The sequence below is a fragment of the Methylomonas sp. LWB genome (genome assembly GCF_001856095.1).
GTDB lineage: Bacteria > Pseudomonadota > Gammaproteobacteria > Methylococcales > Methylomonadaceae > Methylomonas > Methylomonas koyamae_A.
Genome location: NZ_MKMC01000018.1, coordinates 20,075 through 43,550, shown reverse-complemented (window position 1 = coordinate 43,550; position 23,476 = coordinate 20,075). Strand labels below are relative to the sequence as shown.

Sequence of the window (23,476 nt, the reverse complement as noted above, 5' to 3'; positions counted from 1 at the left end):
CCCGCCTGTCTTAAGACATTCTCCAGTCCGTACCCGACCGGATCACTCCGATGGCGGCTGGACATTCGGTTTTGCGGGTCCAACACGTTTTAGGTTCCTTGGGTTTGATGAATTCGAATTTGGCGTGGCGAGGTCCGCGCGCGTACCGAGAAGTAACGCGCCGCAGGAAGATGGACAGTCGAGTTGGGGACTTCGTTCCGTTTGGTCTACGCCGAGGTTTGTGTGCGGCGCCGGACCGAGGAAATTTCGACTAGGTAGCGGCAGGGCGGCGACAAGGATACACGAAGCGAGCCTCGAGCGGGAAACAAGGCACCGATTCGATGCCTAAGCCCCAGTCGGCGACGGACGGATGTTCACGCGGCGGGAGGCTAGGCGCCCATCGCGCATTGAAGATCAACACCCAGGCAACGACTCGGCTTAGAGACCGCACGACGGTCTTGCCCAAGCCGTTAGCGTCGGTCGTTGCAACACGCGCTCGCCGGTCCGCAGCGCTCGGATTGCCCGAACCCCACGGACCGGCGACTACCGGTATCGCCGCTATTCGATCCAGATCAGCTCGACCCGGCGATTCTCGGCCTTGCCGGCTTCGGTCTCGTTGTCGGCGATCGGTTGAGTTTCGCCGTAACCTTGCGCGGATAGTTTGTTGGTCACGCCTTTCATTTTCAAATAGTCGACGACCGCATGGGCCCGGCGTTGCGACAGTTTCATGTTGTAGGAATCGCTGCCTTCGCTGCTGGCGTGGCCTTGCACCTGGATGTCGTTTTTCTGCGGAAACGCGATCAAGTCCTTGGCAACGCCGTCCAACAGTTCCTTGGCATTCAAGCTCAGCTCGGCCGAGTCGTATTTGAAATGCTGACCTTTCAATATCAGCCGAACCGCGCAGCCCTTGGCATCGACGATAGCGCCCTTGATGGTGCCGGGACATTTATCCAGGCAATCGTTCACGCCGTCGCCGTCGGAATCCAAGGTGCTGCAATCGGGTTTGGGCGCCACCGCAAACGGCGCCGGCGCGGCGCGCGTGTCGGTCTTCGCCGCGTATTTGGGTTTGTCGCCGAACGGAATCACCACGCCTAAATTGACGGTCATGTCGTGGAATTCGTCGGTGCCGGGTTGCACCTGAGCATTAAAATTGTTGTTGTAGCGATAACGTACGTCGCTGCGTATCAGCAAATGGTCGTTGACCTCGTAACTGGCGCCGACGCCGGCTTCGCCGATGAATCCGATACCGCAGTTGGCGGACGCGCAGGTGTTCATGCCGCCTAAGCCAACTACCGCGTAAGGCGAGAATTTGTCGCGGAACAAATAATATTGCAGGTCGGCGCTGCCGCCGACCAAATCCCAAGGTCCGTTCGACCCGCCAAAGCCTTGATAAAAACCTTTTAACTCGACGTTAAAGTGCTGATCGATGATTTTACCGACACCGACCCCACCGCCCCAACCGTCGGCGGCCCGCCGATCGCCGCCGCTATTGATGAAGGTCGCGAACGGCGCGACGTACCAGCGGTTGTCTTGATAGGGCTCCACCGCGTGAGCGCTAGGCAGGATCGCGAAACCGACCAAGGGCGCGAACGGCAGTAAGTGTTTTTTCAGCATAATCGTTCCTTTGAGTAAAAATGGGGATTCAAAACTCGCCGCGCCGCCCGGCCGAACTGACCGGTGTGGCCTCCGAGCTGCTCTGTGTCCGGTATTGCCACGAGCGGACAGAAGCGTACGGCGCCGTGTTGTAAAAAAGCTGTTAAGTAGCTTATTCGCAACAGAGAGCGGCTGTCGGTGCGGTATCGCACATAGCCAGATAGCGCCGGATTTGCCGAACCATGGGCGGCCGGCGCCCTACGCATTCGATCATTCAATCGCCTTGCAAACTATGTTCGCTAGCACACCGACTATCCGACGCGCCCCGGTTACAGTGACTCCACGGCTTCACTCGTTCTATCCAACCCAGACCCCAGGCGTTGGAATCATCCGGAACCGATTCGAAGCGGCCCGATTCATTTCCTCTTAGGTGCATACCAATGAAAACACTGACTAAATCCGCTTCCGCCCTGCTGGTGGCACTGACACTACTTTTAAGCGCCGGGTGCGCGTCCACCAATAAACACGAAGGAACCGGCGAATACATCGACGACAGCGTGATCACGACCAAGGTTAAAGCGCAGCTGTTCGACGAACCCAACCTCCGTTCGGGTCAAATCAACGTGGAAACCTTCAAGGGCATCGTGCAATTGAGTGGTTTCGTCGGCACGCGGTCCGACATCGACAAAGCCGTATCGATTGCCCGCAGCGTCAAGGGCGTGGAATCGGTCAAGAACGACATGCGCCTTAAATAAACAGGAAAACCATTATGGAAACCATCGATAAAGCATCCAATTACGCCCACGAAGCGGTCGATATGATCGCCAACGCCTCCAACCAAGCGGCTGAAACGCTGGACCAAAAAGGCGAACAGCTGAAAACGGCCGAGCAGCGCATCGTAAAAAACTGCCAGGTTTATATTCGCGACAATCCGGTAACGGCATTGGGCATCGCGGTGGCGGGCGGCTTTTTGCTCAGCCGTCTGTTGAGCAGCCGCTAAACCGCGTTGCCCGGCATGGCCCCGAAAGCTTCCGCCAACTCGGGCGGCGACTCCGGCGCTTTTTCGGCGATGCCCGCCGAATCGCCGGCCGACGCCGGCTTGCTGGCTCAGATAGGCTCGCTGTGGGCTGAATACCAGGATTTGAATCACGATCGCTTTCGGCTCGCCGCGCTGGAAACGCGGCGGGCCGGCCAAAGTCTGGTGACGATGTTGATTGCCGCGGTCATGCTGGGCTTGCTGCTCAGCGCGGCTTGGCTGGGTTCGCTGGCAGCCGGCGTGCAATGGCTAATCGAACATGAGTTGCGGGCCAGCAGCGCCATCTTGTTGGCGGTCGCCTGCAATTTAGTACTGGCGTTGAGCCTGTTCGGCATCATCCGTCGCCGCGCCCGCTTTTTGCAATTCCCTGCCACGCAACGCAGTCTCAAGCCCCTGACCGACCGCCCTGCCGATCGGGACAAACGCTGATGCGGTTCCGGTTACTATCCAAACCCGCCGGCCTCTCTTTGGATGCGCAAATCAGCCATGCCGAACGGCAACTGGCCGAGCGGCGTCGCTCCATCAAAACGGACGGCGCAGTGCTACTCAGCAGCCTGCGCAAACAAATGACCGCCCCCGCCAGCTTGTTGTTGGCCGGCGGCATCGGCTTTGTCGCCGGCGAACTGAGTCACTGCCCGGCGCGGGCGCGGTCCGCTCCAACGTCCGTTCGCGCTGATCGAAGCGAAGTCCCGACCAGAAGCTATTTGAGTGCCGCGCTGAGCCTGTTACTCTCGGCCCATGCCGTGTACAAGGCCTTACCGATCGCTTGGCTGGCAAAGCACCTGCACTCATCCCGAATCCGGACAAGCGCCGCATTGCGCCGAGCTCGGCGTTCGATGCCGCCGACCGCACCCGATAAGCTCGCAAGCTCTGGTAGCAGCGATCCAACCCCGCCCCGTCCCTAGTCGCAATCGATAGCATCCTATCCGCTAGGGTTTCCAACAAACCCGCATCAGAAAATCGTCAAGCCACATAAATTTTTACGTTAGAGCCTCTTGCAAAATTACCATCCGTTCGAAAAAACCGACGTTACCACCCGTCACGAGCGGCAGATCTTTTGAGGTGGTAACCGCAATCTTGACCAACGAATCCAATGCTGTAGCCTGAAAAATTCGTAACCATTCAGAGGGCGTTTTGGGGGAGGGTCGTTACCCGTGGCGTTAAGTTAACCGGTTACAGTCAATGTAAGCCACTGGATGAACGGAACCGAAATAAGGCGGTGGCTGAGCGGAGCCGAAGCCATTTCGCTTCGACGCCGCTCAGCGAACGGCATAGCTGACATTGAGGTGCTCATCCCCCCGCTCCGTTGGGAGAGGGCGTTTTTACTTCGCGCTGAATAGTTATAAAAATCAAGCGAAAGCCTTATCGACGGCCCCCCAAAGGTGCGCCAATGAGAGTAAGGATTCCAGTCAATTACGGTCGCCAGCCTCCCCTAACCCGTTCAACGCCGACAGTATGCTCGGGTAATCGAAAACATTCGCAAGCCGGGATAGGGCAAGACCTAGTTTTGGGTCGATCTCGCCGATTTGTTGGATGATGGCTGAGATGCGTTCGATGTTCAGGCTCACCAGCGCCTCTCTCAGATCGTTACACAATTCAGCCGGCAAAACCTTCAGCATCATAGCGGTTAAAGCGACTGGCTCGGGCTGCTCTTCGGCCGCACTCTCGTGGTACATGAATTTTATGTCCAGTTGCCGCGCCAGACAGTCGTAGATTTCCTCGAAGCGGTAAGGTTTACGCACGAAGTCGTCCATGCCGGCGTTCAGCATTTCCTGCTGCTGTTCCTTGAACGCCGAGGCGGTGACGGCGACAATTTTGACCGTCTGGCCGTCCGGTAACTGGCGAAGTCGCTGCGTTGTTTCGATACCGTCCATTACCGGCATGCGCCTATCCATCCAGATCAAATCGGGTTGCCAAGACTGGAACAGTTCCAGACATTGGGCACCGTTACCGGCAATTTTGACTTCCAGTCCTAGGCCCGTCATCAGCCGGCTGAGCAATAGCCGATTTTCGTGCTGATCCTCGACGATCATGATCCGATATCGGGGTTGGCCTGGGGCAAGTCCTACCACTTCGCCCGGTTTCCGGGGTTCCGCGCCCAAAATGTCGGTGCCGCTCGCCGTTTCCACCGGTAGATCGACACGGAACAGAGATCCCTTACCCACGCTGCTCTCGACGCTGATACTGCCGCCCATCATCTGCACGAGTTGGCGGGTGATAGCCAAACCCAGGCCGGTACCGTGCTGCGCGTCCGCCTCGCCCAGTTGTACAAAGGGCTCGAACAAACGGCTTCGGTCTTCCGGCGCGATACCGGGACCTGTATCCTCGACCTCGATCAGCAGATGATACCGGGCATTGTTCTTGGCGCCCAGACGCATCGTCACGCCGCCGTGTTCGGTGAATTTCACCGCATTGTTGATCAGATTGATGAGAATTTGCCGTATCCTCGCTTCGTCGCTACGGATATAGCGTGGGAACTCGGACGACTGGTCGAGCAGCAGCTGCAAGGCTTTCTCCCTGGCGCGGATTTGCATCATTTCGACGACGTCCCGCACCATAGCACCGAGGTCGAACGGGCCTATTTCCAGTTGCAGGCGGCCCGATTCGATCTTGGCCATTTCCAGCACGTCGTTGATCAGGTTCAACAGATGTTCGCCGCTACGGTTGATGATTTCCAAGTTTTCGGCTTGCTGGCTGCTGAGTTGCGGGTCGCGGCGCATCATGCTGGAAAAGCCGAGAATGGCGTTCATGGGGGTGCGCAATTCATGGCTCATATTGGCCAGGAACATACTCTTGGCCTTGTTGGCCGCATCGGCGGCATCGCGCGCCAGCAACAGCTCCGCCGTGCGTTGCCGTACTGTCTCCTCCAGTTGGTCCTTGTATTGTCTCAGTTCGTCTTCCGCTTGTTTGCGTTGGGTAATGTCGGTGAACATCGCAAAAGAACCCTGAAAGCGCTGTTCGTCGTCAAGAATGGGAGCGGCAGAAACAACCGTCCACACCGCCTGCCCGTTTTTACGGCGGAAGCGGCGTTCGTAATGCTCCGCAAGACCTAGTCGCCGGTTCTCCATTTTTATCAAGTGATCCGGCGCATCCTTCTCGAACATGAAGTCTGTGATTGGCCGGCCATGCATTTCTTCACAAGTGTAGCCGAGCATATCGGCCATTCTAGGATTGGCGAAGCTGGTTCTGGCGTTCGGCCCCAGAACCCATATGCCCTCGTTCGCCGTGTCCACGATCCGACGGTATTGGGCTTCGCTTTGCTGTAACTCTGCGTAGATTTGGGCATTTTCCGCGGCATGTGCCTCCAGTACCGACATCATGCCGTTGAACGCTTGAGCCATGTCGACAATATCCTTCGGCCCGGTCAGCGCCGCCCGTACCAACGATTTGCCGGCTTCGGCGCGTCTCATGACCGCCGATAGCCGAATCAGCGGTTGCGTCATCCGCTTGGTCAACATGCGGATCAGGGCCAGAAACAGCAGCGCAAAAGAAAAGGATGTCGTCAAATTGGCGACGAAAATGCTGGCGGTCGTCTGCATCAGTGCCGCCTTACTTACCACGACGATTACTTCGCCGAGCAACTCCGGCGCGACGATTTCATTGAAGGGCGAACTGGCAGGTTGAGAATACACCGGCGCGATAAAGCGCCATGAATTTGGGCTTTCGGCGTCGAGAAACACGGCTTGCGCCGGGTCGGCCTTGCCGATACCGGCCGCGGCAGGCGCTTGGAAAAGCTCGCTGGAATCGGTCGTTCCGCGTTTTAACAATACTTGCCGGTTGGCATCGCGGATTTCCAAGCCGACGACACCGGGAAACGCCAAGGTGGTGTTGACGGCTTCCGTCGCGTTATCGGCGGAAGCGTAAACCAGAGCCAGCGCACTTTGACGCGCAAGGCTGGCGGTGATACCCCGCCCCTGATCCAGCAAGTTGCCGCGCACCCGTTGATTGCCGAGCCACGATCCGACAACGGAAGCGAACAATGCCAGCAAAAAAATACCGACAGCAATCGTAACGCCAAGCTGGCGTTGGAATGTGTATTTGTCCAGGAAAGAAGCGAACTGTGGTTTCATGGTCCGGGAAGATTATTCATCGGGAAATGCCACATCGAAATCTTGCTGTCGACTGGTATTGATATCAAGGTGTTTGGCGGTGCGTAGGTTGATGGCCGTCAGCACCTCCCGTAGCAAAATCACGCCGTGCTCTCCGTAGTCGCCGGACGCCAGAAACCTTAACGCCATATCGGCCAGATGACCGCCCATTTTGCCATTATCGGGATAAAGCGAGAACAACACCCCGCGCCGGACATGGCCGAAATTGCTGGAAAAAACCGCCAGGTTCCGGTTCCAGGACTCCTGCAACACCAAGGGCAGTGCCGAACTTTCCTCTACCGTGGTGGAATCCTGAAGTAGCCACAACGCATCTTGGCGACTGTCGGCGTTGTTGAAAAAGTCCTGATAACCTTGCACCGCGCTATGCAAATCCTGCGCTTCGTACGTCACCAGTTCCAAGCCTAGACTGCGCGCCGACATTTTTGCCTGGCGTATCAGCCAGGCATTTTGCTTTGGGTTGTAAACCGCGAACACGCGACGCGTGGCTGGCAACAGTTTTTTGAGCAACTCAAACAACAAGGCCGGGTCCGGCGACAGGCTGTGTAACGGCAAATCGCGGATGCCATTGTCCGGCGCAGTGATGACGCCGCCCATAACCACGCCGATGTCTCGATCCAGGCTGGCGGCGATGCCCATGCCCTGTCGCCCAAGCGCGATGACCACCTTGATATTTTGTTGGCGTAAACCGTTTTTCAGGTCATTGATGTTCACGTCCGGCGCTACGGCATATTTGACAGTCTGGGTTGTGGAATCGATACCGCTAATAATCTGTTCGAACACGGTGCGGTAGGGCTCGGCGATGTCGGGATAAATGATCGCAACGGCTGTTTTCCCCGTCTGAAAGGCGACGGCCGTTGGGATAGGGGTCAGCAGTATAAGACTCATCAGCGCCACTATTAAGCCGTTGTGCCGCCGTCGGCTATAGAGGAATCTGGTCATCGGCTTCAAAACGAAAAAGTCGCTTGCAGATAAAACGACCGCCCCGGCATCGGCAAATCGTAGGGAATAGCCGTGCCCGGCGCCAGACTGGGCTCCAGTACTGCGGCATCGAACAGATTGCGGATTGAAGCCGCAACAACCCAGCCCTTTTTACTATTATCGGTGCGTAGCGTCAGGTCGAAGGTGGTGTAATCGCGTATCGGCGGCCGGGTATCGCCGTAGGCACGCTTGCGGTCACCCACCCAGTTGACTTGAACGCTGGCCAACCAGGGCTGCATGAAACGCCAGTCGCTACGCGCATAGACATGGTGATGAGGCATGTAACCGGCGTCCTGATGATGGGTTTCGTCGATCGAGGTTTGAAAGGAATAATTGCCGGTCAGTCTCAGTGAAGACGTGGCATCCCAGGTGGTTTCCAGTTCCAGGCCGCGACCATATTGTTTGCCGGTGTTTTGAAAAGCGAGTCCTGGCGCCGGCGCTGGATTGGCGACGGCAGAAATGATCTGAGCCAAATCGTATTGAAAAAAGCTCAGGTTTACTTCGGTATCGCGGCGTGCCTGCCAACTGATATCGACCTCGTAGGTGTCCATGGTTTCGGGTTGCAGACCGGGATTGCCTCCCCCGGACGGATTGATGCCGTACTGCTCGTTGAAAGACGGCGCGCGAAAGGCCCGGCCCCAGAGGAATTTGGCAGTCAGGTCCAGATCGACGTTCCAGACCATCGCCAGTCGCGGATTGACGGTAGCGCCGAAATCGGAATAACTGTCGTAGCGCACCCCTGCGGTCAAGGTCCAATCCGGGGCGAAACTCCATTCGTCCTGCAGGTAAAAATAATCGTCGATGCGGGTATGGGGCAAAATATGCGGTTGGATGCTGCCATAGTCGGTAACGGCACCCGTCGGCATGGGTAAGCCGTTAGGCAATAAAAAGAAATTCTTCAAGGTCCGGGTTTTATAAAGGTTCAGGTCGTCGTGGCCCCAGCCTATGCGCAGGTTGTGGTCGGTAAAGCCGGTATAGTTGGCGAAGGCCGAAATCCGGATTTGCCGCTCCCAGCGTCCCGGCGAGCCGATCATGCCGTCCGGATAATTAAACGGGCCGAGTCGGGTCCCGGCAGGGAACATGTGATAGTTGCTGGCATCTTCCTTGTAGTGCAGGAAACTGGCCATGAAGCCCAGCCCCCAGTTTTTGGCGAATTGCGCGTCGTTCCAGGACAAATCGGCGTTGATGCGTTCGCTGGTTTCGGTGCCGATGGGATCGAGCGTCGCCGTCTGACCGACCCCCATGCCGAGATTGTCTCGCAGCTTATAGCCGGAGCGTAAGCGCCATTTGTCGTAAGCCAGATCGAGGTTGGCGTCTACGCTATCGTAGCCGGTGTTGACCGGCCCCGGCGCTTCGGAGACATGAGTGCCGAAAAACTGGTCGCGCGACGTTTGGGAATCCTCGATGATGGTTTTCTTGAAACCGTCGGTGGCGCCGACATTGACGTAGGCCGCGACCTCCACCTCACCCCATTTGCCGCCGTGTTGCGCCCAGGTGTTCCAGGTATCGAACGAGCCGCCGCGCGCCCCGATTTTGGTGCCGTCGATGTCCTTGGCGGTTTTGGTGATGATGTTGATGACCCCGGCGTAAGCATCGGCGCCATATAGGGCCGAGCCGGGACCGCGAATCACCTCGATGCGGGCGATGTTGTCCAGCGGCAGCCCCCCCCAGGCTTGCCCCCTGTCGCCACGAAACAGGGTATTTATCGAAATGCCGTTCTGCAGCACCAAAACCTGAGGATTGGTGGGGTTGCCGACGATGCCGCGAAATTGATACATGGGCGTGTAATCGATATAGGAGCGCTCGACATGCACGCCCGGCACGGTTTCTAGTACTTCGTCCAGATCCTTGGCACCCATCGCCGCGATGTCCTCGGCGGTGATCACCGTCGCGGTCGAGGGCGCACGGCTTAAGGCTTGCGGACTGCCGGTGGCGATACTGACGGTGTTTTTGTCGCCGTAAACCAGCGCCAAGTCTTCTTCCTCGGCATTCGGCGCGGCCAGCGAGACCGTGACCCAAAGCAATGTCGGCACCGTGGCGGCGAGACTTGCGACCGTATTTTTCATGACGCCTCCTTTTGAGCAATCATTTGTGCCGCAATTGGAAAATAACGATCGTGCCCTCGTTGCCTTTACCCGACCTTTTTGGCCGATCAAATTTGACACATTGCCGGTTTTAAGTAGTTAGCCCTGAACTCTTCCATGCCATGTTTCATTTAGTGTCACGTCTAAAATTGGGTTTAATTATAGTTATGGCTAAAAATTAACTCTGATTTCCCCGCCCCGCCAAGGGCAGGTCGTTGGGGATGGCCGCTCCCGGACTAGGCTCGCGGGCATTCACATCAAACAGATTGCACACCGAGAAGGCCACTTCGAAATGATCGTGGATATTCTTGCGGCGGAGAGTCAAATCGACCCAGGCGTAATCGTCCATGGCCGGGCGATTGTCGCCGGCGGCCCGATCGCGGTCGATGATCCATTAAATCTGGGGGGTGAATTGCCAGTCGGGCAAAAATTCCCATTGAGCGCGTAGATAAACCTGATGATGAGGCGCGTAGCCGGCATCTTGATGGGTAGTACTGTCCGTGGACTTTTGGTAGGAATAGTTTCCCGCCAGTTTGAGGGTGTCTAGGGCTTTCCATTCGGCCTCCAGTTCGCCGCCATAGCCGTTTTGGCTGCCGGTATTTTGGGCCGTTATGCTGGTTGAGCCGATGTCCGGCACGAAACGAATAATATCCTTCCACCAATAATGGAAGAAATTGACGCCCAAGCGCAGTTTGTCCAAGGGGCGACAGTCGAAGGCCAGCTCGAGACTATCCATGGTTTCCGGTTTCAGGCGCGGATTACCGTTGGCTCCGGGATTGTTGACGTTATAGAGCTCAATGAAGGCCGGTGCGCGGAAGGCACTACCCGTACATCAGCTTAGTGGTCAGATCGTAACGGGTCTCCCAAACCAGGGCCGCTCGTGGATTGACCGTCTCGCCAAAGTCCGAGTAGCGGTCGTAACGCATACCGGCAGTCAACTGCCGGTCTCTAGCGAATGCCCATTCGTCCTGGATCAGGAAAAACGCGTCCGTGCGATCCTTGGTCGGCAGATAAACTAGCGGTGTGTTCGAGACATCCACCAGCGGGGTGCCCGGCAGCAAGGGAATTGGGGTTCCCGTGACCGGATCCAGACCGAAATTTTTCTGCTCCCGTACCTTGTAAATGCTGTCGTAGTTGAATCCGGCACCCAGACGCAAGGTATGCGCCGAAAAGCCTCGATAAACGGCGGCAAGGTTTGCGCAAGCGTGACGTTCCCAGTTTTCCGGAACGCCTCTGAAACCGTTGGCAAACGTGACGTATTGCACCGGATTGGCGAAATCGATCATACCGTTGGCACCTATGGGTAAGCGAGCGCCTGGAGGAAAAGCCCCGGTATTATGCTGGTCGCCATCCAAATAACTGAGTTGCGCCATCATCTCCCAATTCTCGGCGAAGTCAGCGTTCTGGCAGGTGAGATCGGCATTCCAGCGATCGCTGCCTATCATGGTCACCGGATCCAGGGTCTGTATCACGCCGGCCCCGCTGCCGTAATTGTCGCGATGCTGCAGGCCGCCACGGAAGCGCCAGTGTCCGCGGGAAAGATCCAATCGTGCATCCATATTGTCTCGCGACAGATTGACCGGGCCCGGAGCCAGCGAGGCATGAGTGCCGAGTGCGTGGTCCAACTGGCTCTGCCAATCGGTTTCGATAATGGATTTCTGCCCGGCGGAGGTGTGGTATTCCACGCTTGCGGCCACGTCGAAGCCGGCCCATTCGGCACCGTGCAAGGCCCAACCGTCATAGGTATCGAAACTGCCGACCCGCCCGCCTACCTCCGTGCCGTTGATCTCGTCCTTGGTCTTGGTGATGATGTTGATCACACCATCGAAAGCATCGGCACCATATACGGCCGAGCCCGGTCCGCGTACCACTTCGATGCGGGAGATGGCCTGCACCGGCATGCCGCCCCAACTCAAGTTCCTGTCACCCGTGTAGGAGGTGATGGGGACGCCGTTGATCAACATCAGCACCTGCGGGTTGAAGCCGGAATAAACACCGAGAAACGTATAAATCGGGTTGTATCCGAGATAGCTGCGTGCCACGTGCGGTTTCCAACACCTCGTCGATGTCCGTCGCGCCCATGGCCTTGATGTCCGCCGCGGTGAGCACGGACGCCACCGCCGGCGCCTTGCCGACCGGTTGCTTGGTGCCAGTGGCGATGCTGACCATTTCTTCGCCGCCGTAAACCTGCGCCAAGTCTTCTTCCTCGCTAGAAGATGCGGCCAGCGAGACCGTCGCCCAAATCAATAATGGCGCGGCGATCACAAGAGATACGATCAAACTTTTCATCATGCCCCCTGACGCGCACAAGCGATTGCCGCTACTGAAAAATGCGCAATCTACCTTGCCCATGCTTCCGATCATTCAGTGCGATCGAGTACTTCGCAATACCCAATAAATGGGTAGTTTCAAACCGCCCCTACTTTATTTCTTTTCGCGTATTTTCCAAAATTCGGTTTACTTAATCATAGTACCGAGCCACTTGAAAAATTACCGTCCGTTCGAAAAACTGGCCGTACCATCCGCCGCTGGCGGCTGAAGTAGCCCCGCAGGGGTAGGGTTACTGCGTTATGTCATCGTTGTTCTCGACAATCAGACAAGGCGATCCCGACAACCGACTAGATTGACAACTAAAAATGGCTCAAAGCGATTTTAAGTGACCAACCTCAGCAACTGATTCACGGTCGACACCAGAACCTCAAACATCAATTGGCACATGACCGCGCCGGCGAATCGCGCTGATCGCAATGTTGGATAACGTACCGACGCAGCCACTACAAGTGCTTAAACTGGCAACATGACTTTACCGAAATCAATACCCGACCCGATTAAATTCACATCCTTGGCACGGATCACGATCATTGGATTGCATGTTTCCGATTTGCCGGACAGCGGGTTCAACGCTCCCAAGTATTGCTAATCAGCGGCAAGCAAACCGCTGTCGCCCCACCCTTAGTTCCACCACACCTTCGTCGAAGCGCAGGTTTACTTGCCCACGCGCACCGGCGCCCTTTTTCTTAACGTCCACGATCCAACCAGCGCGTTGCTATTGCCTTGGCTGCCCGTGGCGCGCGCCCGACACAAAGACCGAGCGGGGCTAGGCTCCGCGAAATGCATGGTCGCAAGAACTCTGTCAAAGCCGGTCTTGCCAGGCAAAACCGGCCGAGGGGTAAGCGCCATTGGATGGCCATTTGTTCACTTAAACCTATCGAGAAATACCTATGAAAAAGATCCCCTATTTAAAGACCTCGCTCGCCGCGTGCCTATTGGCGGTTTCCGGCGCTAGTTCCGCTAGCGTTTGGGCACCGAACGACGGCGACGTTAACTTTATGTCGTTTAGCACGTCATCGTTTCCGTTCCCTTCGCTGACCGATACCTTCGGAATTTTCGAAGACACGGCGATGATCGGCGCGGCCGCGCCCGTCCTCTCCTTTACCGGTGTCGGCGCGGTATCGTTCGTTGCCAGCGGAGCCAATTACCATATCGGCACCGCGACCGCTTCCGGCACCTTGCTGGGCTCCAGCAATTTCCAAGTCGGCATGTTGTCCGGCGGCGTTTGGAGCGCCGCATTCGGCAACGCCAATTTGGGTTCGGATGCGGTGATGTTGGCTTTCGCCGATGCGGAGGCATTCGATAATTTGCACTTTCTGTACGCGTTCGACATTAGTCCTTCGCAAGCCACCGACGACGGCCCCGCCGCCGTGCCGCTACCCGCTTCGGTGTGGATGATGACCAGCGCCTTGCTGGGCTTGTTGTACACCGGCCGAGCTAAAACGAAGGTTTCCTAAATTCTAGTTAGGGATAGCCGGCGCGAGCTTGATGCTCGCGCCGGCCTTTTTTTGGCCGGCTCTTCCGGCGCCGCTGACTCATAAGCTGAGCTCATCGCGCCATTCCATTCCCTTGCCTCCCCCAAGCGTCTATCCTCGCAACTACCTGGTTTGCGGCTGAAGCCTCTAACCGCGCGCTATAGCCATCGCACTTAAAATTTCGTTTTTTATCCCCTCGCCCTATCCATCACCCGACGGGCGACAGGGAGCGGATGTGCCGAAATTTGAAGCGCGAAAGCTATATGCTGGTATACCGGGGTAAGGTCAGCGACTCACGATCCGCCAGGCACAAAAAACGGCGGGGAATTAGCCCGCCGTTGTCATCGGCATCGAAAACCGTCCGGCCTTACTTAGCGGAGTTCAAATGCGACACCGCGTCTTCCGAGGATTTTTTCGCCAAGTCCGCATGGCCTTGTTTTGCATGCCCGATCGCCGCATCCAGACTCTTGAGACTGGCTTTCATATGCTCCTCTATGACGATGATATGCACCTTGGCTTCATCGGCATGATCCACGATGCTTTTGACGTCGCCGGCACTGCCGGCTGCGTTGGCATGCTCCAGCGCCAACGCGAAGTGACTATCGGCCGCTTGGACGTTGCAAGTGTAAACGCTCAACAGCATGGCGCCGCCGAGTCCGATCAATGGGTTCGAAACAATCTTCATAAGGATTTCCTGGTAAGTGAGTTTAGACATTGCCCGGCGCCGATTCCGGCATCAACATCGGCGATCTCAATATCGGTCGCTTTTTTCGGCTTTTTTCGCGTTGCGCCTGACCGGGATAAACCCGCCCCGGTCTCGGCCGGCAGTCATCTGCATATCGTCTTCGTAATCCTCGGCGATGTCGTGACGGCGATTACCGCTAATCTCGACGACCATGATTTCGTCGGCTTGCGCCGGGTGTTGGTTGGGAACTTTATTCATGTCGAACTCCTGAATGGCCGACCCAAGCCGAATTGGCCAGGGTCAAAGCGGAGAATATTCAGTTTCCACGCTCAGTCATCAAGATAGCGGTTTCTCCCGCGCCGGTCGGTACGGCGCCGCACAGATGGCTCGCGCCACTGAGCTCTGCTAGCGCTATAGGTTGCCCAATACGACCGACACTTGATGCCGTTGCCCGTCGTCGAGCAACGCAATCCCGTCGGCAATTGATTGCGCAACCCCGTCCAGCTCCAGACCGACCACGCCGCGCGAAACGCCGTCCGGATTGTCCACTCGGATGTCGTAAATACTGCCGCTATGCCGATACTCCATCCGGTAAGCGGGCCAACCTTTCGGAATACAGGGCGCGAACAGCAACCGGTTGCCGCGCCGTTGCAAACCCAGCACGGTTTCCAATCCAGCCCGGTGAAACCAGCCGGCGGCGCCGGTGTACCAGGTCCAGCCGCCGCGCCGGGCGTGGGGAGCCTCGGAATAAATGTCCGCGGCCAGCACATAGGGCTCGACCTTATAGGCATACACGCCGGTGCGGCTGGCGGTGCGCTTGATCGGGTTAAGCATGCGCAGCAATTCGCCGGCTTGGTCGCCGTCGCCGAGCAGCGCATAGGCAATCACCGACCAAATCGCCGCGTGAGTATATTGCCCGCCGTTCTCGCGAATGCCGGGCGGATAGCTTTTGATATAACCGGGATCGCGTTCGGTCTTGTCGAACGGCGGCGTGAACAACAGCACCAGGTCGTCGCCGTAGCGCACCAAATATTCGCGCACCGACGCCATCGCCCGCCGCGCCCGTTCCGGCTCGGCGGCGCCGGAGATGACGGCCCAGCTCTGGGCAATGGCATCGATGCGACATTCGGCGTTGGTCGCCGAACCCAGCGGCGAACCGTCGTCGAAATACGCGCGCCGGTACCAGGCGCCGTCCCAAGCTTCCGCTTCCAGCGCGACTTGCAGCCGCTCGGCGTGCTCGCGCCAGCGGCCTGCCCGTTCGGATTCACCGCGCGCCTCGGCAATCTCGGCGAAGGCCGACAGCGACGCGATCAGGAACCAGGCCAGCCAGACGCTCTCGCCCTGGCCCCGATTGCCGACCCGATTCATGCCGTCGTTCCAGTCGCCGCTGCCGATCAACGGCAAGCCGTGCGCGCCGGTCGTCAAACTCAAGTCCAACGCTCGGGCGCAATGCTCGAACAAACTGGCCGAACCCTGGGTTTGACCCGGTTGAAAATACGCGTCGTCCTGGTCGGCCGCCAACAGCGGTCCTTCCAAAAACGGGATTAATTCATCCAGCACCGGCGTATCGCCACTGACCTGCAAATAATGCCGCACCGCAAACGGCAACCAGACCCGGTCGTCGGAAAACCGGGTACGCACGCCGCGACCGGTGGGCGGATGCCACCAATGCTGCACGTCGCCCGGCTCGAACTGGCGGCCGGCGGCGCGCAACAGATGTTCCCGCGTCAAATCCGGCCGGCTCACCGCCAAGGCCATGCCGTCCTGTAATTGATCGCGGAAACCGAAGGCGCCGCCCACCTGATAAAACGCCGCCCTCGCCCACATCCGGCAACTCAGGGTCTGATACAGCAACCAGCCGTTTAATAGAATGTCCAGCTCGCGGTCCGGCGTTTCGACTTGGACCTGGTGCGTAACGCCTTGCCAAGCTTGCTTCACCACGGCGAAGCGGCTTGCCACGTCGAAAGCCCGATGGCGGCGGATCAACTCGACGGCATGGGTTTTGTCGCGACCCTGTCCCAGCAAAAACACGATCTCGATGCGTTGCTTGGGCGCCATTTCCAGCGTCGTTTGCAAGGCCGCGCACGGGTCCAAGCCGGCGCCGACCCGGTTCTTCAGCGGTTTGCGACTCGACAAGCCGGCCGGTGCGTCCAGACTGCCGTTACGACCGAGGAATTCGCCGCGATTCGCGGTCCAAGCCGTCTGCCGACCGGCCAGATCGGCGAACGCGACGCGTTGGCCGAATTCCGGATCCCAGGGGTTATAGGCCAACAAAGCGCCGGTATCCGAGTCCAGTTCGGTGACGATATGCGGTGCCGTCACGCTGCGCGAGGCACCCAGCACCCATTCCAGGTAGGCCGTCACGGTCAGGCGACGGTGGCGGCCGGACTGGTTGGTCAGAATCAACGACGACAGCTTGATCGGATCGTCCGGATCGACGAATTGCAGCAGTTCGGCACGGATGCCGTGCGAGACGTGCTCGAAGCGGCTGTAACCCTGGCCGTGCCTGATCAGATAGCCGGCATTCTCGACCCGAATCGGCAACACGGTCGGGGTCCATAATTCCTGCGTTTCGTCGTCGCGCAAATAAAACACTTCGCCGGGCGCATCGCCGACCGGATCGTTGGACCAGGGCGTCAGTTGGTTTTCCCGGCTATTGCCGGCCCAGGTGCAACCGCTACCCAGCTCCGAAACGGTAAAACCAAACCCCGGATTGGCAATCACGTTAATCCAAGGCGCCGGCGTCCACTGGCCTTTATCCAGCACGATCACATATTCGCGGCCTTCTTCGGCGAAGCCGCCGAGGCCGTTGAAGAACTCCAGGTCCGGCACCGCCAGGACCGGGGCGACTTCCGCCGCCCGCGCCGCTCTATGGACAATGAACGGGGAGGCCGGCCGCGGATGACGCAGCAACTGTTCGGCCAAGGTGCCGCGATGGCCGACCAACACCGCCCGAGCCGCCGTTTGCAACAAGCGCCGCTCTTCCAGAGACAGCACGCTGGCTTGCAACGCGAAAATCGCGCCCTGTTGGCCCTGATCGGCGGCGGCGCGGGCCTGATTCTCCCGCACCAGATTTTCCAGCAAGGCCTGCAAGTCCTCGACGTAGGACACTTCCTTCTCGTTCAAGATCAGCAAATCCACGGCCAATCCCTTGATGCGCCAATATTCGTGCGCGCGCAACAATTGCTCGACGATGCCGCGCTCTTCCGGTTCGCCGACCCGCAACAACACGATGGGCCGGTCGCCGGAAATCCCGTGTCGCCAAAGTCCGCCGACGTTCAGCGTATTCGTCTGCGACAGCTTACCGACCGGTCGCAGCGACAGATCGGCGTAAATCAAGCGGTTAGCCAGCATTTGAAACAATTGCGCTTCATCGGGCTTGGTGCGCAAATGGTGCAATTGCACGTGCGCGTGCGTCCAGGCCAAGGCCGAGACCCGCTCCCAAGCCACCGGATTGTGGTATTTATCGGCCAAATCCGCCGCCGCTTGGCGCGAGGCCGCCACCAGCGTGGTAAAGGTCAGATGCTCGGTCGCGCCGGCCGCCACTTTCACACGGGTACGCAGACTGAATATCGGGTCCAATACGCAGCCCACCGTATTGCTCAACGGCCTGCCGTCCATCACCGCCAGCGGCGCGCGCGCCGTTTGGCCCCGGCCGATAAAACGGGCCCGGTCGGTCTCGTATTGCAGCCCGTCGCCGCTTTGCCGATCGGCCAATACGTGCGCGGCCCAAACCGGCGCGTCGTCCGGCGCGCGCGGACGCCGATGCGCCAGTAAGGCACGGGTCTGCGGCCAGTATTCGGTTTGCACGAACAGATTGGAAAAGGCCGGATGGGCAATGTCCGCGGCCGGGGTGGTCAACACGATTTCCGCATACGAGGTGACCTCGATTTCGCGCGAGTATGCGCTGTTGTTGGTCAAGCTCAACCGGCGAATTTCGGCATCGTCTTCCGGCGACACCACGATTTCCAGCGTGGCGACGATCAAACCGTCGGTGCGGGTGATCCGCGCCCTGTCCTCGACAAACACCACCTCGTAATGGTCGGGGCAGGCCGCCGTCGGCTGATAGCCAGCCGACCAGACCTTGCCGGTTTCGACATCGCGCAAATACAGATAACTACCCCAGGCGTCGCGGGTGGGATCTTCCCGCCAACGGGTTACGGCCTGGTTGCGCCACAGGCTGTAGCCGGAGCCGGCGGCGGTGATCATGACCGCGTAACGGCCGTTGGACAACAGCTGAGTCGACGGCACCGCCGACATCGGCGAACACAAGCGCCGCACCGGCGGCTGCACGGTTTCCTTGACATCGGACAGCTCTTGCAACAGCGGCGGCACGCTGGTGTCGGCGCCGTGCGGAATGCGTTCCTGCAGCAGCAAATGCGCGGACTGAATCAACGCCGCGCGGTGGAAGCGGTGGCGCATCGTCCCGTCGTGTACCACGTTGGCGAAGGCCACCAGCGACATGCCTTGATGATGCGCCATATAGCAACGTACCAGAGCCACCCGTTGGCCTTCCGCCAGCCGGATCGGTGTGTAGTCCAAGGCTTCGTAGAAACCGTAGCGTCCCATGCCGCCTTCTTGCTCCAGACGCGCGAAGTTTTCCGCGGCGGCGTGCGGCAAATACATCGCCGCCAAGGCCGTCGCGTAAGGCGCGATCACCAGTTCCTCGCCCAAGCCGCGCTTCATGCCCAAGCCGGGCACGCCGAACGCCGAGTATTGATAGGTCAAATACACGTCTCGGCCGTTAAACGCCGATTCGGACACGCCCCAGGGTACGCCGCGCTCCCGGCCGTAGGCGATCTGCCGCTTTACAACCAACCGGCAGGTCTGATCCAGCAGGCTGTAGCGCGGGGTAAAGGTCACCAGCGACGGCATCAAATATTCGAACATCGAGCCGGACCAGGACAGCAACACCGTGCCGTGAGCGACCCGCGTCACCCGCCGGCCCAGATGAAACCAATGACTGCTCGGCACGTCGCGTTTGGCGATCGCGATAATGCTTGCCAAGCGGGCCTCCGAGGCCAATAGATCGTAGTAACTGGAATCGATGACACCTTCGGCGACCCGGTAGCCGATCGCGAACATGTGGCGACTGGCGTTGTACAAGAATCGAAAGTCCATCTCGCGGAACCAGCTTTCCAACTGCTCGGCGAGCAGATCGAGGCGCTGACGCAAGGTATCGGCCTGTTCGCCGGCCCGGCACAGCAACACCCGCATTGCGGTATTCTCGGAACTCGCCGACGCCGGCTGGTCGCACGCCTGACGATTCGCCCACAGCGCGTAGCGCTCCGGCAGATGGCACAGCGGCGTGTCCAGATCGAATCGATGGCTTGGCGGGTCTGCGGGGTGGTAGCGCGCCGGAAAATGAATCCACGGCATCAAAGTCGCCACGTCACGCGCATGCGAGCGAATGTCGTCTCGCAGCAAACCGGCCCACACCAGCACCTCGTTGCCCTGGCTATCGCCGCGCTCGACGGCATGGGCGTTGGCCAGATCGTGCAAGGCGCCGACGCAATCGGTCAGGCGCCGCCACAATCGACTCCATTCCTCGGCATCGGCGGGGCGCGCGCCGAGCAATTCGCCCAGATCGGCGACTTTGTGGCGCAACTCCGCCAAGCTCACGGTCAGCGTGCGCCGATCGTCGCTGAATTTGGCTAACGCGTCGCTCAATAAAGCGTGGGTATCGGCCAAGCCGATCAAGGCGTTGGACAAGTCCAGCGGCCGATTCGCCATTTCCCGACAGGCCTGAGCCAGCGTCAACAGGTGGCCGGCCAGATTGCCGCTATCGACCGTGGACACGTAACGCGGCTCCAGCGTCTGTAAATCGCGGGTGTCGTACCAGTTGTAGAAATGGCCGTGCAGGCGCGGCAACCCGGCCAGCGTCGCCACCGTGGCCTCCAACCGTTCGATGGCATCGGTCAAACCCAGCCAGCCAAAATCCCGCGCCGCCACGATCGACAACAAATACAAACCGAAATTGGTCGGCGAACTGCGATGGGCGATCACCGGCCAAGGGTCTTCCTGAAAATTGTCCGGCGGCAAAAAGTGTTCCTCGGCGGTCACGAAGGTGGTGAAAAACCGCCAGATGCGCCGGCCGTGGCAACGCAATCTGGCACTGTCGGCCGGCAACAGCACTTCCGCGCTATCGATCTTGGGCGGCAAACTCAAGGCCCGCGCCACCACCGGCGCCAACCACCACAACAATAAAAACGGCGCGGCCGCGACGATTGCGTCCGGATTGAACACCACCACCAGCGCGCCGGCGCCAAACACCACCGACGAGGAATGACTCAACGGCCGGATCAGATTTTTCAAGGCGTGCCCGGCGCCGGCCTTGGCCTGCAAGGCCGTCACCCACTTCAACAGTTTGCGGCGGGTAATGAATAGCCTGACCAGCGTGGTCGAGATGGCGTCGGCCATCAGCCAAGCTTGCTGAGCCAATAAGGTCAGCGCCACTAGGCTGTTGCACAATGCCCACGCGACGTTTTCGCCGGTGCCGCGCAGATGAGTGGCGATCGAAATGCCGCGCCGGGGCGCGCTAAAACCGGCGGTTACCGCCAACACCGCCGGAAAGGCCAGCGCGATCAGTACGAAGGCGGTCAAGGCCAGCAGCGGCGCGTTCGGCAAACTCCAGCCGAGCACTAGCGCCGAGAACGCCGCCGGTGCAGACAGCGAACGCCGGAGATTGTCCAGCATTTTCCAACGGCCTATCATCGGCATGCCCTTGCCCCGCGCGCCGAAGATCCAGGGCAACAGCTGCCAATCGCCGCGCACCCAGCGGTGTTCGCGGGAAGCCGCCACCTCGGTATGCGACGGAAACTCCTCGAAAAACTCGATATCGCTGACCAAACCGCAACGCACGTAGACGCTCTCGAACAAATCGTGGCTGAGCTGGGTATTGTCGGGCACCCGCCCGGCCAATGCCGCCACGAAGCTGTCCACGTGGTAAAGACCCTTGCCGCTGTAGGTACCCAGGCCGAACAGATCCTGATACAGCTCGGAGACCGAACTGGCATAGGCATCGGTACCGGAAGCGCCGGCGAAGATCTGGTGAAACATCGAGCGCTCCTGACGTTGCGGCAGGGTCGGCGTGACGCGCGGTTGCAGAATGCCGTAGCCGTCGACGACGGTTTGGCTGGTCGCATCGAATACCGGCCGATTCAACGGATGGGCAGCCACACCCACCAGTTGCGCGACCACGCCCATCGGCAGCTTGGTGTCGGCATCCAACGTGATGACGTAACACACGCCCGGCGGCGCGCTGGCCGGCACGCCGTCCATCGGCAGAAACGAGGTGTCGGTCGCGCCGCGCAGCAGGCGATTGAATTCTTGAAGCTTGCCGCGCTTGCGTTCCCAACCCATCCACTTGCCTTCGCTGGGATTCCAGAGCCGCTTGCGGTGAAACACATAAAACCGTTGCCGAGCGTATTTCAGATTCAACGCGGCGATGGCCTCGACCGCCACCGCCAGCAGTGCCGCGTCGTCCGGCCGACTTTCCTGTTCGGCATCCGCCCAGTCCGACAACAACGCAAAGCGCACCGCGCCGTCCGGATTGGCGAGATAGCGAATTTCCATTTGCTCTATTTGTTGCAGCACCCCGGCGGCGTTGACGAACAACGTCGGCACCACCACGAAGGTACTTAAGGCCTCGGGCACGCCGTCCTTGAGTTCCAGGCGCGGCAGGTGATTGGGCGGCAAGCCGGCCACGATAAAATGATTCATCCAGCCGATGGCGATGTCCGAAGCCGGAAACGCGAACGCCAACGCCAACGCGCATAACTGCCAGCCGGGCAAGCCGGCACTCGCCGATGCGCTCAACGGCAACAGCAACAGCAGCAAGGTCAATACCGCCAAACTGACCACATAGGCGGTACCGGCGTGGCTAACGTAACAGCGTAACAGGCGTTGTTTCAGGCCCGGCCGATAACCGACCTTGGTTTCGAACCGGTAACGGCCGGCACCGATTAAGTAATAACCCGGTTCGGTTTGACGTTCGTCGTCACTATCCTGGGCAACTGCAATTTGCACTTCGGCGATCGCCAGTCTGGCAATCTCGACTTCCGAGGCTGGCGAGCGCTTGGCCAAGTCCTCTATCGCATGGCGATAGCGGTCGCGGGTCAGAAAGTCCATCGCCAGATAGCCTGCGTGTCCGCGCAAACAAGCGTCCACCAGACTAACGTCTTCGACGAATTGCGGCCATTCGAATGCGGAAATCGCCCGCATGCTGGTAATGATGTTGCGCACCGTCAGATTGTCGGCGATTTGCGCGGCATGTTCCTGATACACGATGTCGTCCAGACTCAGCCCCTGTTCGGCGAGCCAGTCGGTCAGAAATGCCAGGGATAGCGCCACCGCCGGATGCGGGTCGTGCGAGCGCTGCAGGATTTGGACCGCGTACGCTTGCCGCAACGGCTCGGACGGCAGCACGCCGGCCGGAATCGCCGGCTCCGGACTGTCGCTACGCGCGACGATTTGTTCGACTTCATCGACAAACTGGTCGGCCAAGCGCCGGCCGTTTTGCGAACGCATAATGTTCACGGCCAGCCGGCGCAGATTCTCGACCAGCAACACCCGCAACGTGATCGGAATGGCCCACAATTCGCCGAGCGTCAGCGGCTCGACGCTTTGGTAAGCATTCACGAACAGAGACAGTAATTCCGGCGAAAACCGGCTGTCGGTGTGGGCCACCAAGGCCCAGGCGATACCGTATACCCGCGGATAGCCGGCCAACACGCCTTCGGCCAGTTTGGGCAATTCCCGCGAATAGCTTTCCGGCAAATCGACGTGAATGTCGCTGATCTGCTCTTCGATGACGTGAAAATTGTCCAGCAACCATTCCGCCGCCGGCGTGATGGCATGCTGTTGCCTGACCGCGCGCGCCACGGCTTTATAGGCCTCCAACAATACCAAGGCATTCTCGCGAACGCGCGGAATCAGCTTGCGGCCTTTCTTTAAATGCGTGACTTTTTGGGCGTGCGCCAGACTGACCGCATGCTGTTCCAGCCGTTCCGTGTTGAACAATTCGAAACGAATCGGCGCTTCCTCGCCGCCGGGATGTTCGCTTCTGACATGCCGCCGTTGTTCTCGCCGTTTGGCCATGGATGATCGCTCCGAGTGGGATAGTGTGGTCGCGCGACCGGGCCGGCGAGGTCGATAGGGTTCTCGCCAGACGATTGAGACGAAGAACGGCTTGGACCCAAATACCG

General features: G+C 59.0%; 16 protein-coding genes. 5 read left to right on the top strand and 11 right to left on the bottom strand.

Annotation, left to right across the window (positions count from 1 at the left end; genetic code table 11):
* Positions 1-537: 537 nt before the first annotated feature.
* Positions 538-1,593, bottom strand: coding sequence for an OmpA family protein (locus BJL95_RS09840; protein ID WP_071157550.1), 1,056 nt, complete (start codon positions 1,591-1,593; stop codon positions 538-540).
* A 419-nt stretch (positions 1,594-2,012) separates the two neighbouring features.
* Between BJL95_RS09840 and BJL95_RS09835 the strand changes: the two genes are divergently transcribed.
* From BJL95_RS09835 to BJL95_RS09820, 4 genes are read left to right on the top strand one after another with little or no spacing between them, the layout of a single operon-like run.
* Entirely contained in the window at positions 2,013-2,327 is a 315-nt protein-coding gene (locus BJL95_RS09835; protein ID WP_071157548.1) for a BON domain-containing protein, read from the top strand.
* A 14-nt stretch (positions 2,328-2,341) separates the two neighbouring features.
* A complete protein-coding gene (locus BJL95_RS09830; protein ID WP_064031217.1) occupies positions 2,342-2,572 on the top strand; it encodes a DUF883 family protein in 231 nt (76 codons plus the stop codon).
* 15 nt (positions 2,573-2,587) lie between these two features.
* Entirely contained in the window at positions 2,588-3,037 is a 450-nt protein-coding gene (locus BJL95_RS09825; RefSeq protein WP_071157568.1) for a phage holin family protein, read from the top strand.
* Positions 3,037-3,513 carry a hypothetical protein gene (locus tag BJL95_RS09820; protein WP_071157546.1) on the top strand — a complete coding sequence of 159 codons (477 nt, stop codon included), beginning with the start codon at positions 3,037-3,039 and terminating at the stop codon, positions 3,511-3,513. The genes BJL95_RS09825 and BJL95_RS09820 overlap by 1 nt, the downstream gene beginning before the upstream one ends.
* A gap of 504 nt (positions 3,514-4,017) precedes the next feature.
* Here BJL95_RS09820 and BJL95_RS09815 read toward each other — a convergent pair.
* The 7 genes from BJL95_RS09815 to BJL95_RS25120 all read right to left on the bottom strand — a co-directional run bounded on the left by BJL95_RS09815 (position 4,018) and on the right by BJL95_RS25120 (position 12,068).
* Complete coding sequence (locus BJL95_RS09815; protein WP_071157544.1) at positions 4,018-6,678, bottom strand: ATP-binding protein; 2,661 nt, start codon at positions 6,676-6,678, stop codon at positions 4,018-4,020.
* A gap of 12 nt (positions 6,679-6,690) precedes the next feature.
* Entirely contained in the window at positions 6,691-7,602 is a 912-nt protein-coding gene (locus tag BJL95_RS09810; RefSeq protein WP_071157566.1) for an ABC transporter substrate binding protein, read from the bottom strand.
* 59 nt (positions 7,603-7,661) lie between these two features.
* On the bottom strand, positions 7,662-9,761 hold the full coding sequence (locus tag BJL95_RS09805; protein ID WP_071157542.1) for a TonB-dependent siderophore receptor: 2,100 nt from the start codon (positions 9,759-9,761) through the stop codon (positions 7,662-7,664).
* Positions 9,762-9,957: 196 nt separating this feature from the next.
* Complete coding sequence (locus tag BJL95_RS25135; RefSeq protein ID WP_175463688.1) at positions 9,958-10,128, bottom strand: hypothetical protein; 171 nt, start codon at positions 10,126-10,128, stop codon at positions 9,958-9,960.
* A 45-nt stretch (positions 10,129-10,173) separates the two neighbouring features.
* Positions 10,174-10,578, bottom strand: a complete 405-nt coding sequence (locus tag BJL95_RS25130; RefSeq protein WP_175463689.1) for a TonB-dependent receptor — start codon at positions 10,576-10,578, stop codon at positions 10,174-10,176.
* A 22-nt stretch (positions 10,579-10,600) separates the two neighbouring features.
* Positions 10,601-11,743 carry a TonB-dependent siderophore receptor gene (locus BJL95_RS25125; protein ID WP_175463687.1) on the bottom strand — a complete coding sequence of 381 codons (1,143 nt, stop codon included), beginning with the start codon at positions 11,741-11,743 and terminating at the stop codon, positions 10,601-10,603.
* On the bottom strand, positions 11,703-12,068 hold the full coding sequence (locus BJL95_RS25120) for a hypothetical protein (RefSeq protein WP_175463686.1): 366 nt from the start codon (positions 12,066-12,068) through the stop codon (positions 11,703-11,705). Before BJL95_RS25120 ends, BJL95_RS25125 begins: the two co-directional genes overlap by 41 nt.
* Before the next feature lie 932 nt (positions 12,069-13,000).
* On the opposite strand from BJL95_RS25120, the gene BJL95_RS09795 reads away from it, so the two are divergent.
* On the top strand, positions 13,001-13,567 hold the full coding sequence (locus BJL95_RS09795) for a hypothetical protein (RefSeq protein WP_071157540.1): 567 nt from the start codon (positions 13,001-13,003) through the stop codon (positions 13,565-13,567).
* 385 nt (positions 13,568-13,952) lie between these two features.
* Here the strand turns inward: BJL95_RS09795 and smbP are convergent, their stop codons facing one another.
* From smbP to BJL95_RS09780, 3 genes are all read right to left on the bottom strand, one after another.
* Positions 13,953-14,270 carry a small metal-binding protein SmbP gene (smbP, locus tag BJL95_RS09790; protein ID WP_071157538.1) on the bottom strand — a complete coding sequence of 106 codons (318 nt, stop codon included), beginning with the start codon at positions 14,268-14,270 and terminating at the stop codon, positions 13,953-13,955.
* 66 nt (positions 14,271-14,336) lie between these two features.
* Entirely contained in the window at positions 14,337-14,528 is a 192-nt protein-coding gene (locus BJL95_RS09785; protein ID WP_064031210.1) for a hypothetical protein, read from the bottom strand.
* Between the two features lie 153 nt (positions 14,529-14,681).
* A complete protein-coding gene (locus tag BJL95_RS09780) occupies positions 14,682-23,369 on the bottom strand; it encodes a glucoamylase family protein (RefSeq protein ID WP_071157536.1) in 8,688 nt (2,895 codons plus the stop codon).
* Positions 23,370-23,476: the final 107 nt, after the last annotated feature.